Annotated in this window: 11 protein-coding genes; 3 read left to right on the forward strand and 8 right to left on the reverse strand. The window is 75.3% G+C overall.

From position 1 onward, the window contains the following. Nucleotides 1-124: 124 nt before the first annotated feature. The gene (lepA, locus tag BS72_RS05135) at nt 125-2,020 is read right to left on the reverse strand and encodes a translation elongation factor 4 (protein ID WP_051950685.1); all 1,896 of its coding nucleotides are present in this window, start codon (nt 2,018-2,020) and stop codon (nt 125-127) included. Nucleotides 2,021-2,467: 447 nt separating this feature from the next. On the opposite strand from lepA, the gene rpsT reads away from it, so the two are divergent. Beyond that, a complete protein-coding gene (gene rpsT, locus BS72_RS05140; RefSeq protein WP_037906750.1) occupies nt 2,468-2,734 on the forward strand; it encodes a 30S ribosomal protein S20 in 267 nt (88 codons plus the stop codon). An 877-nt stretch (nt 2,735-3,611) separates the two neighbouring features. Further along, entirely contained in the window at nt 3,612-4,190 is a 579-nt protein-coding gene (locus tag BS72_RS05145) for a hypothetical protein (protein WP_157856151.1), read from the forward strand. 99 nt (nt 4,191-4,289) lie between these two features. Here BS72_RS05145 and holA read toward each other — a convergent pair whose 3' ends face one another. Then, a complete protein-coding gene (gene holA, locus BS72_RS05150; protein ID WP_037907726.1) occupies nt 4,290-5,279 on the reverse strand; it encodes a DNA polymerase III subunit delta in 990 nt (329 codons plus the stop codon). 83 nt (nt 5,280-5,362) lie between these two features. Between holA and BS72_RS05155 the strand changes: the two genes are divergently transcribed. Beyond that, nucleotides 5,363-5,614, forward strand: coding sequence for a hypothetical protein (locus tag BS72_RS05155; protein ID WP_037906756.1), 252 nt, complete (start codon nt 5,363-5,365; stop codon nt 5,612-5,614). A gap of 312 nt (nt 5,615-5,926) precedes the next feature. On the opposite strand, the gene BS72_RS05160 is transcribed toward BS72_RS05155, so the two are convergent. The 6 genes from BS72_RS05160 to BS72_RS05185 form a co-directional block, all read right to left on the reverse strand. After that, the gene (locus BS72_RS05160; RefSeq protein ID WP_063835962.1) at nt 5,927-7,369 is read right to left on the reverse strand and encodes an MFS transporter; all 1,443 of its coding nucleotides are present in this window, start codon (nt 7,367-7,369) and stop codon (nt 5,927-5,929) included. Further along, nucleotides 7,366-8,046: a winged helix-turn-helix domain-containing protein gene (locus BS72_RS05165; RefSeq protein WP_063835963.1), complete on the reverse strand. Its 681-nt coding sequence runs from the start codon at nt 8,044-8,046 to the stop codon at nt 7,366-7,368. Before BS72_RS05165 ends, BS72_RS05160 begins: the two co-directional genes overlap by 4 nt. 262 nt (nt 8,047-8,308) lie before the next feature. Beyond that, the gene (locus tag BS72_RS05170) at nt 8,309-10,651 is read right to left on the reverse strand and encodes a ComEC/Rec2 family competence protein (RefSeq protein ID WP_407638941.1); all 2,343 of its coding nucleotides are present in this window, start codon (nt 10,649-10,651) and stop codon (nt 8,309-8,311) included. A gap of 713 nt (nt 10,652-11,364) precedes the next feature. Further along, on the reverse strand, nt 11,365-12,087 hold the full coding sequence (locus BS72_RS37750; protein WP_232792215.1) for a ComEA family DNA-binding protein: 723 nt from the start codon (nt 12,085-12,087) through the stop codon (nt 11,365-11,367). A 939-nt stretch (nt 12,088-13,026) separates the two neighbouring features. Next, on the reverse strand, nt 13,027-13,872 hold the full coding sequence (locus BS72_RS05180; protein WP_037906759.1) for a DegV family protein: 846 nt from the start codon (nt 13,870-13,872) through the stop codon (nt 13,027-13,029). A gap of 293 nt (nt 13,873-14,165) precedes the next feature. Then, on the reverse strand, nt 14,166-14,885 hold the full coding sequence (locus BS72_RS05185; RefSeq protein ID WP_232792216.1) for a hypothetical protein: 720 nt from the start codon (nt 14,883-14,885) through the stop codon (nt 14,166-14,168). Nucleotides 14,886-15,103: the final 218 nt, after the last annotated feature.

Consider the following 15,103-nt stretch of genomic DNA (forward strand, 5'->3'; position numbering starts at 1 on the left):
GTCCGGAACACGTACGGCCTGCGTACGACATATGTCCGGCGCGCGTACGGCATCCCCCCGGCATACGACGAGGGGCCGGCCCGGGAACTCCCGGACCGGCCCCTCGCGACCGCTCTTGCTGCTGCTACTTCTTGGCCTTGGAGTCCCCGTCGGAGTCGGTGGACAGCACCGCGATGAACGCCTCCTGCGGCACCTCGACGTTGCCGACCATCTTCATCCGCTTCTTGCCCTCCTTCTGCTTCTCCAGCAGCTTGCGCTTGCGGGAGATGTCGCCGCCGTAGCACTTGGCCAGCACGTCCTTGCGGATCGCGCGGACCGTCTCACGGGCGATCACCCGCGCGCCGATGGCGGCCTGGATGGGCACCTCGAAGTTCTGCCGCGGGATCAGCTCGCGCAGCTTCGCCACCAGCCGCACCCCGTAGGCGTACGCCTTGTCCTTGTGGGTGATGGCGGAGAACGCGTCGACCTTGTCGCCGTGCAGCAGGATGTCGACCTTGACCAGGGCGGCGCTCTGCTCGCCGGTGGGCTCGTAGTCCAGCGAGGCGTAGCCGCGGGTCTTGGACTTCAGCTGGTCGAAGAAGTCGAAGACGATCTCGGCCAGCGGCAGGGTGTAGCGGATCTCCACCCGGTCCTCGGAGAGGTAGTCCATGCCGAGCAGCGAGCCGCGCCGGTTCTGGCACAGCTCCATGATCGCGCCGATGAACTCCGTCGGGGCCAGCACGGTGGCGCGCACCACCGGCTCGAACACCTCGGCGAGCTTGCCCTCGGGGAACTCGCTGGGGTTGGTCACCACGTGCTCGGTGCCGTCCTCCATCACCACGCGGTAGACCACGTTGGGCGCGGTGGCGATCAGGTCGAGGCCGAACTCGCGCTCCAGCCGCTCCCGGATCACGTCGAGGTGGAGCAGGCCGAGGAAGCCGACGCGGAAGCCGAAGCCGAGCGCGGCGGAGGTCTCCGGCTCGTAGACCAGCGCGGCGTCGTTGAGCTGGAGCTTGTCCAGCGCCTCGCGCAGCTCCGGGTAGTCCGAGCCGTCCAGCGGGTACAGGCCGGAGAAGACCATCGGCTTGGGGTCCTTGTAGCCGCCCAGCGCCTCGGTGGCACCGCTGCTCTGGCTGGTGACGGTGTCACCGACCTTGGACTGGCGGACGTCCTTCACACCCGTGATCAGGTAGCCGACCTCGCCGACGCCCAGGCCGTCGGCCGGCAGCATCTCCGGGGAGCTGACGCCGATCTCCAGCAGCTCGTGGGTCGCGCCGGTGGACATCATCCGGATGCGCTCGCGCTTGTTGAGCTGGCCGTCGACGACCCGGACGTAGGTGACCACGCCGCGGTAGGAGTCGTAGACGGAGTCGAAGATCATCGCGCGGGCGGGCGCGTCGGCGACACCGACCGGGGCCGGCACCTCCCGCACCACCCGGTCCAGCAGCTCCTCGACGCCGAGGCCGGTCTTCGCCGAGACCCGCAGCACGTCGGAGGGGTCGCAGCCGATGAGGTTCGCCAGCTCCTCGGAGAACTTCTCCGGCTGGGCCGCGGGCAGGTCGATCTTGTTGAGCACCGGGACGATGGCGAGGTCGTTCTCCATCGCCAGGTACAGGTTGGCCAGGGTCTGCGCCTCGATGCCCTGGGCCGCGTCCACCAGCAGGATCGTGCCCTCGCAGGCGGCCAGCGAGCGGGAGACCTCGTAGGTGAAGTCCACGTGGCCCGGGGTGTCGATCATGTTGAGGATGTGGGTGCGCCCCTGCTGCTCACCGCTGTTGGGCGCCCAGGGCAGGCGCACGGCCTGCGACTTGATGGTGATGCCGCGCTCGCGCTCGATGTCCATCCGGTCGAGGTACTGGGCGCGCATCTGCCGCGGGTCGACGACGCCGGTGATCTGGAGCATCCGGTCGGCCAGCGTCGACTTGCCGTGGTCGATGTGGGCGATGATGCAGAAGTTGCGGATCAGCGCCGGATCGGTCCGGCTGGGCTCCGGGACCCGGTCGGGCGCGGGGGAGCTAGCGGCAGAGGAGGTGGCGGGCACGCAGGGTCCAGTTTCTCGATCGGGGTTTCTCGGGCGGTCGGCTTCTGGTGAGGTCGACTTCTCGGGCGTCGGTTTCTCGGGCGGTCGCGGTCGGGCTTCTCGGGCGGCCGGTGAGCGGCGGTCGTACGGTTGCGGTGCGCCCCCGCGTACGGCTGGGGCGGTGGCCGCGTCCGTTCGGCGACGCGTCTCCGGGACGGTTTGCGGTGGCGGCGGGCTGGTGGCTGGCTGACGGTGCGGGCTGCGGCCCGCGCGCGGGCTCGCCCCCATAGTCCCACGGACGGGGCCCGGCACCGGTTTGGGAGCGCGCGCGGGCGGCTGGTAACGTGGGGCGCTGTGCCTCGTGACCACTTCCCGGGGCATGGCGCCCCGGCAGGACACCGGTCACCCGGTACCGGTCGGGTCGCGGCACGAGATCGAACATCCGACCGAAGCTGAGAAGGCTCTTTCGTGGCGAACATCAAGTCCCAGATCAAGCGCATCAAGACGAACGAGAAGGCGCGCCAGCGCAACAAGGCCGTCAAGTCCGAGCTGAAGACCGCGGTGCGTCGCACCCGCGAGGCCGTGGCCGCCGGTGACGTCGAGAAGGCCACCGCCGCCGCCCGCGTCGCCGCCAAGAAGCTCGACAAGGCCGTGAGCAAGGGCGTCATCCACAAGAACCAGGCCGCCAACAAGAAGTCGGCGCTCGCCTCCTCGGTCGCCGCCCTCCAGGCCTGATCCCGCTGCCGTACGGCCCCCACGGGAGCCGTACGGAGGTGTGACCCGCGCCACGGAAGCGGCACCGCCGACAACCGGAACCAGCGGCCCCTCTACCGCCCGGACCGGCATCGCCGCCCCACCAGCGCGCCGCACGCGGACGTTCGCCACGTGGCAGCGGCGCCCGACGCGGGTGACCACCACCCGGCAGGACAAGCTCAGCGGACAGGACCCAGCGCGGTCCCGCGACGCAACCGACCGCCCGCCCCCGGACACCGGGGGCGGGCGGTCGCGTTTTCCGGCACTTCCCGGGGCCTTCCGGCGCTTCCCTGTGCTTCCCGGGGCGCCCCGGTCCCTGGAGCCGCTCAGCGTCGGCCGTAGCGGCGAGGTCACAAGCTGGTATGCGTTCCATGGCGGACCGTGTCCGGTGGGTGCTCCGCGGACCTATCCTCGCGCCATGTCCACGCCGCCGGAGCAGCCTCCGCCGTACCAGCCTTCCCCGGGAATACCCCAGCCCGGCGGGCCCGGGGCCTCCTCCGGGCCCTCGACCGGTCACGGCTCCTTGAGCGCCGAGTCCTTGACCGGCCCTGAGCCCTTGACAGCACCCGCACCCGCCGCCCCCGCGCCCGCGCCGGACGCGCCGCCTTCCGGGGGCGGCTACGGGACGCCCGTTCCGCCCCAGCACAACCCGTACGCGCGGCCGGTGCAGCCGCCACCTCCTCCGGAGCCCCCGCGGCCCCCACGGTTCGCGCCGGGCCCGTACGAGCGGCCGCTCCCGGGCCCGGGCGTCCAGTGGGACGACCCGGAGGACCACGGCCGATCGGAGCCGCCGGCCACGCCGGGGGCGTCGGCCGGGGCGCCCGGGAGCCGTAGCGGCGCCGGGCGGGCCGTGCTGTGGGTGGCGGTCGGCGCGGTGGCGGCCTCGGCACTGTGGGCCGGCGGGGTGCTGCTGCGGGGCGGCGGCAGCAAGGCCGACCTGCGCGGCTACCGCGTGAGGAGCGACCTGTGCTCCTCGGCCCAGCTGTCGGCCTTCCAGGCCACGTACCCCGATCAGGACAACGCCTTCCACTACACGATCACGACCCCGTCGGTGGAGACGATGTACTGCCAGCGGGGCATGCGCGACATCGCCGCCCTGAGCACCGACGCCTGGGTGACGGTCGAGGTGGAACTGCACCGCGAGAGCGACCCGAAGGCGGAGTTCGGCGACACCTGGCGCTCCTACGCCCGGCGCGGCGCCGTCGGGACCTCTTACCAGGTCAACGCCGTCAGCGGTATCGGCGACGAGGCGTACCTGGTCGTGACCATGCAGAACAGCAGCAACGAGGACATGACGCTGGCGGTGCGGGACGGCTGGATGACCTACCGGTTGGACTGGAGCACCCTGTCGCTCGGAACCGTCGTCCCGCCCTCGGTCAGCGAGGCGTCGGCGTGGATGAGGAAGGCGACGCTGGCGACACTGCCGAAGCTGAAGTAGCCCGTGGAGGGTCGTCCGGGGGCGGCGCGAAGGGAATGCCGCGGGGACGGGCCGGACGGGGCTCGGCCGGGGGCTCCCCCCGGCCCTCTGGCGGCCGGGTCAGGTACGGGAGCGGGCCGCACGGGCGATGGCCACGACGGCCTTCTCCAGCGCGTACCCGGGGTCGGCGCCACCGCCCTTGACCGCCGCGTCGGCCTCGGCCACGGCCCGCAGCGCGTCGGAGACGCCCTCCGCCGACCAGCCGCGCATCTGCTGCCGGACCCGGTCGATCTTCCACGGCGGCATGCCCAGCTCCCGGGCGAGCTGGCCGGGGTTGGCGTTGCGGGGCGCGGAGGCGAGCCGGCCGATGGAGCGCACCCCGGAGGCGAGCGCGAAGGTGATGCCGGGCAGCGGCTGGCCGACGGACACGGCCCAGCGCAGCCGTTCCAGCGCCTCGGCGGCCCGGCCGGTGACGGCCAGGTCGGCCACCTCGAAGCCGGTGGCCTCCGCCCGCCCGGTGTAGTAGCGGGCGACCGTCTCGACGTCGATGGTGCCGTCCACGTCCGCCGCCAGCTGGGAGCAGGCGGAGGCCAGCTCCCGCAGGTCGCTGCCGAGGGCGTCCACGAGGGCCTGGGCGGCCTCGGGGGTGGCGGACCGGCCCAGCGCGCGGAACTCCTGGCGGACGAAGGCCAGCCGGTCGGCCGGCTTGGTCATCTTCGGGCAGGCCACCTCGCGGGCGCCGGCCTTGCGGGCCGCGTCCAGCAGCGCCTTGCCCTTGGCCCCGCCGGCGTGCAGGAGCACGAGGACCGTCTCCTCGGCGGGCGCGGCGAAATACGCCCTGACGTCCTTGACGGAGTCGGCGGAGAGGTCCTGCGCGGCGCGCACCACGATGACCTTGCGCTCGGCGAAGAGCGAGGGGCTGACCAGCTCGGCCAGGGTGCCGGGCTGAAGCTGTTCCGGGGCGAGTTCGCGCACGTCGGTGTCCGGATCGGCGGCCCTCGCGGCGGTCACCACCTCACGCACCGCACGGTCGAGCAGCAGCTCCTCCTGGCCCACCGCGAGGGTGAGCGGGGCGAGCGGGTCGTCGTCTGCTGCGGTCTTCCTGGCCATCGGGGACAGCATCCCACGGGGGTCGGACAGCGTGAGGGACGACCCGGTGGAGCGAGCTCCCGGGCCTCGTGCACAATTCCCCAGTGACCGACGTACGCCATGTCCTCGTGCTGCCCGACCGCGACACCGCGGAAGAGGTGGCCGACCACCTCGCCGAACGATTCAACCTGCCCGACGAGCCGCAGGTACGACGCGACGCCCTCGCCGGTGAGGACGACGCCGAGGACGCCCAGTGGCTCGTGGTGGTGGAGGACGAGGACAGCGACCTCGACCCCGCCGTACTGGACGAGATCGCCGCCGACTTCGGCGGCTGGCTGGAGGAGCAGGACGAGTAGCCCCCGCGCCCGCCCGGCTCAGGCTGCCCCGCCCCCCCTCACCCCGGTGCTGCTTCGCACCCGGCTCGGCCCGAGCCCGGAGCCGTGCCGGGGGCGGCTGCCGCCGGTCCGGCGGGATCACGTCGTCAGGGGCCGGGAGCGCCCTCACGGAGCACGTCTGCGTGGCCGACGTGCCGCGCACGCGTACTCCTCGGCCCTGCCCGGCGTCCCGGTCCTCCGCTCGGCCTCTCCGCTCCCCGCCCGCCGAAGGCGCTCCGTGCCCCTTGCGGTCGGGTGTGCGGGTGGGTGCGGGGGTGCGGAGGGCGTGGAGTCCTACGGACGGGTGGGGCGGCCGGGCGGTGCCGACCGGGCGGCTGTGCGGGGGTGCCCGCCGGGGCTCGGTCGGGGGCGCGGCGGCCGCGGCCGCCGGGCACGGAGGGTGCCGTCGAGGCTGGACGCCGGCTCGGGCTCGGGCTCGGGCTCGGGCTCGGGCTCGGGCTCGGACGGGTCCTGCGGATCGCGGGCCTTCTCCGGGAGTTCGCGCATCGACGGCACCGGCGAGGGCAGCAGCCACAGCACGCCGAGCACCCCGCCGACCGTCGCGGCCCACAGGGTCGGGCGCAGCCCGAGTGTGCTGCCGCACAGGCCCGCGACGACGGCGCCCAGCGGCCGCATGCCGTAGTTGACGGTGCGCCAGGCCCCGCTGACCCGCGAGCGCAGCGTGTCGGGGACGAGTGCCGCCTGGAGCGAGCCGCTGCCGATGTCCAGCAGCATCAGGCCGATCCCGGACAGGAACTCCGCCGCGAAGAACGCCGCCAGCTCCAGCGCGTGGGACCCGTCGGCCATCGGCACCAGCACCAGCGGGGCGGGGAAGCCCACGTACCCGAGCAGCACCGCCGGACCGATGCCGATCGCGCGCACGATCCGCCCGGTCAGCACCGCGCCCAGCACCCCGCCGACCGCGCCCGCCCCGATGACCACGCCGAGTGTGCCGGCGTCGAGCCCCAGCTCCCGGACGGCGTAGAGGATCACGAGGGTGTGGAAGACGAAGTTGAAGAAGTTGACCGTGGCCGCCGCGGCGAGCATCGCGCGCAGCGGCCTGGACCGGACGACGAACCGCAGCCCCTCCGACAGCCGGCCCTCGCGCGGTGCGGCGGCGGGCGGTTCGGCCGGCGCGATCCGGGAGAGCGTCAGGGCCGACACCCAGTAGGACAGCGCGTCCACGAGCAGCGCCAGCGGCGCGGCCAGGACCTGGACCAGCAGGCCGCCCAGGCTCGGCCCGGCGGTGAAGGCGAAGGCCCGGCTGCCGTTGGTCAGCGAGTTGCCGGCCACGTACCGGGGCGGGTCGACCAGCGAGACGAACAGCGCCGCGTTGCACACGTCGAAGACGACGGCCAGCGCCCCGACAGCGAAGGCGACCGCGTACAACTGCCCCAGGGTGAGCGCTCCGAAGGCGTACGCGACGGGGACGGACGCCATGAGCACCGCCCGGCACAGATCTGCGGCGATCATGGTGCGCCGGCGGCGGCCGCGCCGGTCGGCCCAGGCGCCGGCCGGGATGGAGAGCAGCAGCGCGGGCAGCAGCGCGGCCGTGGACAGCCAGCCCATCTCGGCGGCGTCGGCGTGCAGCACCACCACGGCGGCGAGCGGCAGCGCCAGGAAGGTCACCTCGTCGCCGAGGGAGGAGACCGCCTGCCCGGTCCAGTAGCGGCGGAAGGCGGTCTCCCGCAGCAGCGGGGGTATGCGGTCCGCGAGCTGCCGCCCGACGCCGGTCACCGCTGCGCCTCACCCGCGCCGCGGGCGTCGTACGGCCCGCCGTCGGCCCCCTCGCCCGACTGCTCGCCCACCTGCTCGGCGGGCCGGCCGGCGGGCGGCTCCGGCGCGACGTAGCCGATCTGGAGGTACGGCACGCGGCGGGCTCCGGGCGGGCGCAGCGACGGGTCGGCGGCGCGGTCGGTGTACTCGTCGATCAGGGCGTCGATCCGCTCCCCCAGGGCCGACAGCTCCTGCGGGGTCAGGTAGAGCGTGACGTCGGTGAAGCGCTCGGCCTCCTGCCACTCCCGGGACAGTCCCCGGCGCGTGTCGACGGCTCGTGCCATGCGGTGGAGGAAGTTCTCGGCGACCGCGAGGGTCAGCGCCTCGGCCGCCTCCGCCGTCACCGGGTCCTCCGACCAGCTCGGCCAGTCCGTGTACTCGGCGGTGGCACGCCACGGCTTCTCCCGGCCGGGCCCGTCCGGATCGGCCTCCTCGACCAGCCCGTACTTCGCCAGCACACGCAGGTGGTACGAGCAGCTGGCCACGGACTCGCCGGTGAGCCCGGCCGCCTGGGTGGCGGTGAGCGGGCCCTCGCGCCGCAGCAGCCCTGCCAGGGCCATCCGCGTGGGGTGGGCGTAGGCGCGCAGGGCCTTGGGATCGGTGAGCCGGACCTTGCGGGGAGCTGGTTTCTCGGACATGCGTGTAAAGATATTTTTAGAAAGGCTACTTTGTAAAGGTTTCTTTAGACCTCCTCTCGGGGCGCCCCGGGCCGAGCCTGGGACCGAAGCCAGGCCGGGGCAGGGCTGCTCTGGCTAGGGCTGCTCTGCTCTGCTCTGCTCTGCTCTGGCCTGGCCTGGCCTGGCCTGGCCTGGGCAGGGCAGGGCAGGGCAGGGCAGGGCCGTGGTTCCAGGACCGCCGACCGGATGGGCCGACGGATAGCAGCCCCAAGGTGCTCCCGGCTCACCCGGGGCCGGCCAGCGGGCCGTCCGGGTGGGCGGTGCCCTTCGGCACGAAGGTGGTGCTCAGGTCGGCGGACGAGTCGCCGGTGACGGCGATCGGGCCGTCCTCGTCGGTGCGCAGGACGGTGGCCCCGAACCCTCTCAGCGCCCGCACCGTCCGGGCGGCCGGATGGCCGTAGGGGTTGCCGGCGCCGACGCTGATCAGAGCCAGCCGGGGTCGGACCCGGGCGAGGAGCGCCGCGCTCTGGTAGGCCGAGCCGTGGTGCGCCACCTTCAGCACGTCGACCGGGGGCAGGTCGGGGTTCCGGGCCAGCAGCTCCTCCTGGACCGGGGGTTCGGCGTCTCCCAGGAGCAGCAGCCTCAGCCCGCCGTCGCGGACCAGCAGCACGATGCTCGCGTCGTTCGACTCCGCGTCCGGCAACCCCTCGGGCGGCGGCCAGAGCACCTGCCAGGACAGCGGACCCGCCCGCTGCTCCTCCCCCGGCACCACCCTGCGCACCGGCACCCCCGATGCGGCGGCCTGCCCACGCACTCTGGCCACGCCCCGCGCCGGCTCGTCCAGCAGGGTCGTCTCGATCTCCCCGACCCGCCGCCCCCGCAGGACGCCCGGCAGGCCGTCCACATGGTCGGCGTCGAAGTGGGTGAGCACCAGCACCGGCACCGTCCTCACCCGCAGCGCCCGCAGGCACCGGTCGACGGGCGCCGGGTCGGGCCCGGTGTCCACCAGCACGGCGGCGCCCGGTCCCGTCGACAGCGCCAGCGCGTCCCCCTGTCCGACGTCGCACATCGCGAACCGCCAGTCCCCAGGTGGCCAGGACGCCGTCATCCTGGGCACGGGCAGCGGGCGGAGCAGGGCCAGGAGCAGCGCCAGGGCCAGCGCCGCGCACACCCAGGGCCGGTGCAGCAGCCACCGGCCGCAGCACACCGCCGCGAGCGTGACCAGGGCCAGCAGCGCGGCTCCCGGCCAACCGCCCGGCCAGCCCACGTCCGCGCCCGGCAGCGCGGCACCCCGGCGGGCGACCGCCGCGACCCACCACGCCGGCCAGCCCGCGACCCAGGCCAGCGCGGCGGCGGCCGGGGGTGCCACGGGCGCCGCCAGCGTGGCGCCGAACCCGAGTACCGTGGCCGGGCCCACGGCCGGCTCGGCCAGCAGGTTGCACGGGACTCCGACCAGGCTGACCCGGGCGGACAGCAGCACGATCAGCGGACCGCAGGCAGCCTGCGCGGCAGCCGCCACCGCCACCCCCTCCGCAAGCCGCGGCGGCACTCCGCGCCGTCGCAGCGCCTCCGCCCATGGCGGGGCCAGCACCAGCAGTGAGCCGGTGGCCAGCACGGACAGTACGAAGCCCGGCGAGGTGGCCAGCCCCGGCTGGTACAGCACCAGCAGCAGCACCGCCGCGGCCAGCGCCGGCAGCAGCGAGCGGCGGCGCCCGGTGCCCACGGCGAGCAGCGTGACCAGCCCGCACGCCGCCGCCCGCAGCACGCTCGGGTCCGGACGGCACACCAGCACGAAGCCGAGGGTCAGCGCCGCCCCGGCGACCGCGGTCCAGCGCAGCGGCAGGCCCAGTCGGGCGGCGAGCCCCTTGCGTTCGGGGCGGGCTGCCAGGCCGGGTGGCCCGATCAGCAGCACCAGCAGGACGGTGAGGTTCCCGCCGGACACGGCGGTCAGGTGGGCCAGGTCGGTCGCCCGGAAGGCGTCCGCCAGATCCTCCGGCACAGCCGAGGTGTCACCGACCACCAGGCCCGGCAGCAGCGCCCTGGCATCCGCAGGCAGCGGGGCGGCGGCCTTCCGCAGCCCGGCGCGCAGCCCTGCGGCCACCCGCTGCGCGCTGTTCGGGCCGGCCACGACCGACGGCGCCCCGCTGATCCGCACCAGGGCGGCCGTCTGCCCCCGGTCGTCCGGCGCGAACCGGGCGGCCGCGCGCAGCCTGGACGACGGGACCAGCCGCAGCCACGCGTCCAGCCGGTCGGACGCCATCACCACGACCTGGGAGCGCACCCGCACCGGCCCCACCCGCTCCACGACCGCCGGGACGACCGCCAACGGCCGCGCCGTCGGCCCCCCTCCGGCTCGGGACGGGTCTCCGGTCACCCGCAGCACCACCTGCGCCGTCGACCGGTGCCGGGCCAGCTCCGGTACCGGGCCCCGCGTCAGGTCGGCGGCGGCCAGCGCCGCCGACCCCGCTCCGGTGACCCCGCACAGCAGCGCCGCGCCAACGGCCAGTGAGAGGCCGGGCCGCCGCCCCGCGAGGACGGCCGACGTCGCGGCCACCGCCGCCAGGACGGCCACCGCCGCGGCCGTCCCCACCTGCGCGGTGAGCGCCGCGCCCGCCCAGGCCGCCAGCGCGGGTGCCACCAGCCGCAGGTCGGGCGGACCCTCGCGCCTCGGGTTGGACGCTCCCAGGGGTGAGGACGCCGCCGCGTGCACCGGGGACCGGCCGTCCTCCGCTCCCTCGGCCGGTGCGGAAGCCTCAGCGCGTACGCTGCCCCTTTCCCGCCGCGTGCCGCCGCCCGGCACATGTCCGCCCCGCTCACCGGCCTCCTCCGGCCCGAGAGGGCGCGCCCCGCCCCACGCGGGAGGGGTCAGCGCCGTCGCGCACCTTTCGGCGCCGAGGGCACCGAGCCTCCGGGCACCGCCCCTTGGACGCCGAACCACCGTCTGTCCCGCCGCGAGGGACGCACGACGTGCTCCGCCCGGCCCGAGCCTCGGCCCCCGCGCGGGCGGCACGGGGGCACCGGACGCGCGACCGCCGGCCGACGGCTCGGCCATGGCGCGCCCGCCCTCCACAGGGCTGATCGGTTCGGCCACCGCCGGAACGGCGGTCCCACTGCGCTCTTCCGGCGACTCCCCTGCGGACAGCGGGCGGACAGCACGGTCGGCACGGTCGGCACCGCCAGGAGCGCCCGGCGGGCGGTACGGCGCAGGCCGCGGCGGGGCGGCTGGCCGGCCCCCGCCACGTGCGGGGCGACCTGCGGGGCGGCCGGACGCCGGGGGTCGCCCTCCCCCGCCTCGGCGGAGGACCTCACGGCGGAGGCCGCGGAGGATGCCGCGGCTGGTCACGGCTGGACCAACGGCTGGAGCATGGCGAACTTGCGAGGCCCGATGCCCGGGATCTCCCTGAGCTGCTGAGCCGAGGAGAAGGAGCCATGTGCGGCACGGAAGGCCAGGATGTGCTGGGCCAGCACCGGGCCGACACCGGGCAGGGCGTCGAGCTGGGGTTCGGTCGCGGTGTTGAGGTGGACGGGGCCGGCCGCCTCACCGGACGGCGCCTCGGCGCCGGGTGCCTGTGGTGGCGGGGCGATCCCCACGAGGATCTGCTCCCCGTCGGCGAGTGGGCGGGCGAGGTTGAGAGCCGTGGTGTCCGTGCCGGGCAGTGGGCCGCCGGCCGCGGTGAGGGCGTCCGCGACCCGGGCACCCCTGGGCAGGCGGCGCAGGCCCGGCCTGGCCACCTTCCCGGCGACGTCGACGGTGACCGCCGACGGGCTCACCGACGGGCCCACCGACAGGAAGGGGGCGGGGGCGGCGGACGGGAACGTGGCGGAGGAGGTGGCGAACCCGGCCCTCGGGAGCAGTGCGGACGCGCTCGCGGGAGCGACGCGGACCGTGCGGGGGCGCCCCGTCCAGAAGTGGTGCAGGGCGAGGCCGCCGGCCACGGCCAGTACGACGGCCAGGGCGAGCACGGTCCGCGCTTCGAGCCCGCAGCGGAGGTAGAGCCACGTGCGGGCGCGGCTGAGCCGCCCGTCGCCGAAGTACGGCGGGCCCTCGACCGGTTCGGGCACCACGTCACCGTCTGCCCCGCCCTCCGCGAGCGGTGGAGTCCGAGCCGCGCCCGGGCCCGTCGAGACCGCCGCCCACGCGGGGGCGGCGGCAAGGCGCTCGGAACGTACGGAAGGAGCGGAAGGCACGGAGGGTTCGGGCGTCGGGGCGAGAGGGTCGGCGGGCGGACCGAAGAGCGCCACGGCCCGGCTGCGCGCACCCCCGCGCACAACTCCCTGCTCCGCCTCGGGCTTGGCCCAGGAAGAGAGCGCGGCCCGGCCCGGCGGCCGGGCGGAATCGGCTCCGCTCGCCGCCTCCCCAGCCTCCGCCCGGCCGGTGGAGCGCGGGCGCGCGGGCGACGGCTGCGCTTCCGCGCTCTCGCCGCCGACGCGCTCGGCCGGCACGACCGGCACGACCGGCACGACCGGCCCGGGAACACCCTGCACGACCGACCCGGGAGCGCCCTGCGCCCGCCCGACCACGTCGGCGTCCGCCGCCCCGGCGCTGCCGAAGAGGATGGCGCCCGGTGACGGTCCAGCCACCGGCAGTCGGCCGGTCGACCGGCCAGGACCTGGATAGGGCGGCTGCGGCTCGGGGCCTTGCCGCACAGACCCGCCGGGGCCCGGCGGGAGCGAGGAATCGGCGGGCTCACGAGGGGGAAAGGGCTCGCAGGAGCCGAACGCGCGAGAGTCGAAGAGGCCGGAGGAGCCGAAATCGAAGGTGTTGCACGAGGGCGACAGGGTCGACGAGGTTGAACCGTTCATGCGTTCCATGGCTCGATCCTGGCCCGCGCCGAAGCCCCGGAACGGGCGCCGACCGGATCTGTGGACAACCCACTGCTTGTGGATAAGTCCGCCACTCGTGTGGGTGACGCCGCCCCCCGCGGTCCCGCCTCAGTCCACCCGGAACCGCCCCGTACCCGTACACCCCGTATCCCGCTGGAAGCCCCCGCGGAGGGCCGCTCAGAGAGGCGCGACGACGACGCCCAGCAGCCCCGGGCCCGCGTGCGCGCCGATCACCGCGCCCACCTCGCTCACCACGAGGTGTTCCAGGGCCGGAAGCCTGGTGCGCAGCCGGTCGGCGAGCGCGGTCGCCCGGTCGGCCGCGGCGAGGTGGTGGACGGCCAGGGCGACCGGCCGCGTACCCGCCCGTTCCACCACGATCTCCTCCAGCCGGGAGACCGCCTTGGAGCTGGTGCGTACCTTCTCCAGCAGCTCGATCCGCCCGTCCGCGAGCCGCAGCAGCGGCTTGACCGCCAGTGCCGACCCGAGAAGCGCCTGCGCGGCGCCGATCCGACCGCCTCTGCGCAGGTAGTCGAGGGTGTCGACGTAGAAGATGGCGGACGTGTCCGCCGCCCGCTTCTGCGCGGCGGCCACGATCTCGTCCACCGTGCCGCCGGCCTCGGCGGTCTCGGCCGCGGCCAGCACCGTGAACCCCAGCGCCATCGCCACCAGGCCGGTGTCCACCACCCGCACCGGCAGCGGTGCCTCCTTGGCGGCGACGGTGGCGGCGTCGTACGTACCGGAGATGTCGGCCGACAGGTGGAGGGAGACGACGGCGTCCGCCCCGGCGGCCGCAGCGGCCTCGTAGGCGGCGGTGAACTCGGCGGGGCTGGGCCGGGAGGTGGTGACCGGGTGGCGTTTCTGGAGGGCTCGGGCGACGGCCGGCGCGGAGATCTCGGTGCCCTCCTCGAACGCCTCGTCACCGATCACCACGGTGAGCGGAACCACTCGCACGTGGTGCCGCGCGATGGCCTCGTGGCCCAGGTAGGCCGTGGAGTCCGTGAGGATGGCGACGTGCGGCGGCATGCTCGGAGACTACCCGGGCGCGCCGTGCCGACTCCGCACGGGCTCGCAAGGCCGCCAGGAGCGGGGACGCCGGGCGGGCAGACGCCGTTACGGGCGCCCCCGACACCCCGACGCGAACCGCCGGCCCGGCCTGCGTCCATGGTCCGGAGGGCCCGGCCGCGCCACGCCGTCCGCTCCCTCGGCGAGGTCGGCGAGGTCGGCGAGGTGGGCAAGGTCCCCGAGGTCGGGGCGCGGCAAGAGCGGCGAGGGCAGGACAGGGCGGGGCAGGACAGCGAGGTCGGGGAGCCGCGGGGTCAGGCGCCCGGCCTGCGGTTCCTCCGCAGACCTTCGCGGGCCGCGGTGCCCGGCCGGCCCCGCAGCGGGTCCGGGTCCCGGTCGGCCGCGCCGAGCACCGGTGCGGCGAGCGGGGAGCCGCCGAGCGGGGCGTCGCCGTATCCGGGCTCCCAGTGCCGCAGCGCCGTTGCTTCCATGTCGATCTCGCGGGTCAGGTCGGCGAGGTCGTCGGAGGCGGCGTGGCGGGCCCGGTCCTGGGCCGCCCAGCGCAGGGAGTCGGCGGAGTGGGTGATCCGGCGGGCCCGGTCGGCCAGCGACGGCAGCTGGGAGGTGACGCGGGAGCGGTCGGGTTCGCGCTCCAGCATCCTCAGCTCGGCGTCGAGGTCGCGGGCGTGCCCGTTGAGCCGGTCGAGCAGGGCGGCGGCCTCGGGCAGGCCGGCGCCGTCCAGTGCTTCGAAGGTGCTGTCGATCGAGGTGCGCAGGCTCAGCCGGAGCGAGGCCAGCTCGCCCGCGGGACCGGGTGCGGCGAACCGGCGGGCGCGCAGTTTCTGCTCCTCGACGGCCCGCCGGGCCTGGTCGGTGCGCCGCTCGACGCCGCGCTTGAGCGCCCGCGCGCCTTTGACGGTCCCCACCACGGCCACCGTCACCAGCAGCAGGAAGATGACCAGGACGACGAGGCCGACAGTCTCCACGAGCGTCTCCCAAGGGCGGCGGACGGTGTGCGGCGAGAAAGCCCGCACGCCTCCACCGTAGCCGTCCCGACGGCCGGGCCGAGCCGCTCCGGCCCTGGACTTCCCCTGATGCCGATGCCGGGTGCCGAGGCCACCGGACCCGCGTCGACCGCCCCCAGACCGCGGAGACCAGCAGACCACCGGGCCGCCGGGCCCCTGGAAGACCGGGCCGCCGGGATACCCGGATACCGGGATACCGGAGGGCCGGGATACCCGGTCTCCCGTGC

The organism is Actinacidiphila yeochonensis CN732, assembly GCF_000745345.1.
Lineage (GTDB): Bacteria > Actinomycetota > Actinomycetes > Streptomycetales > Streptomycetaceae > Actinacidiphila > Actinacidiphila yeochonensis.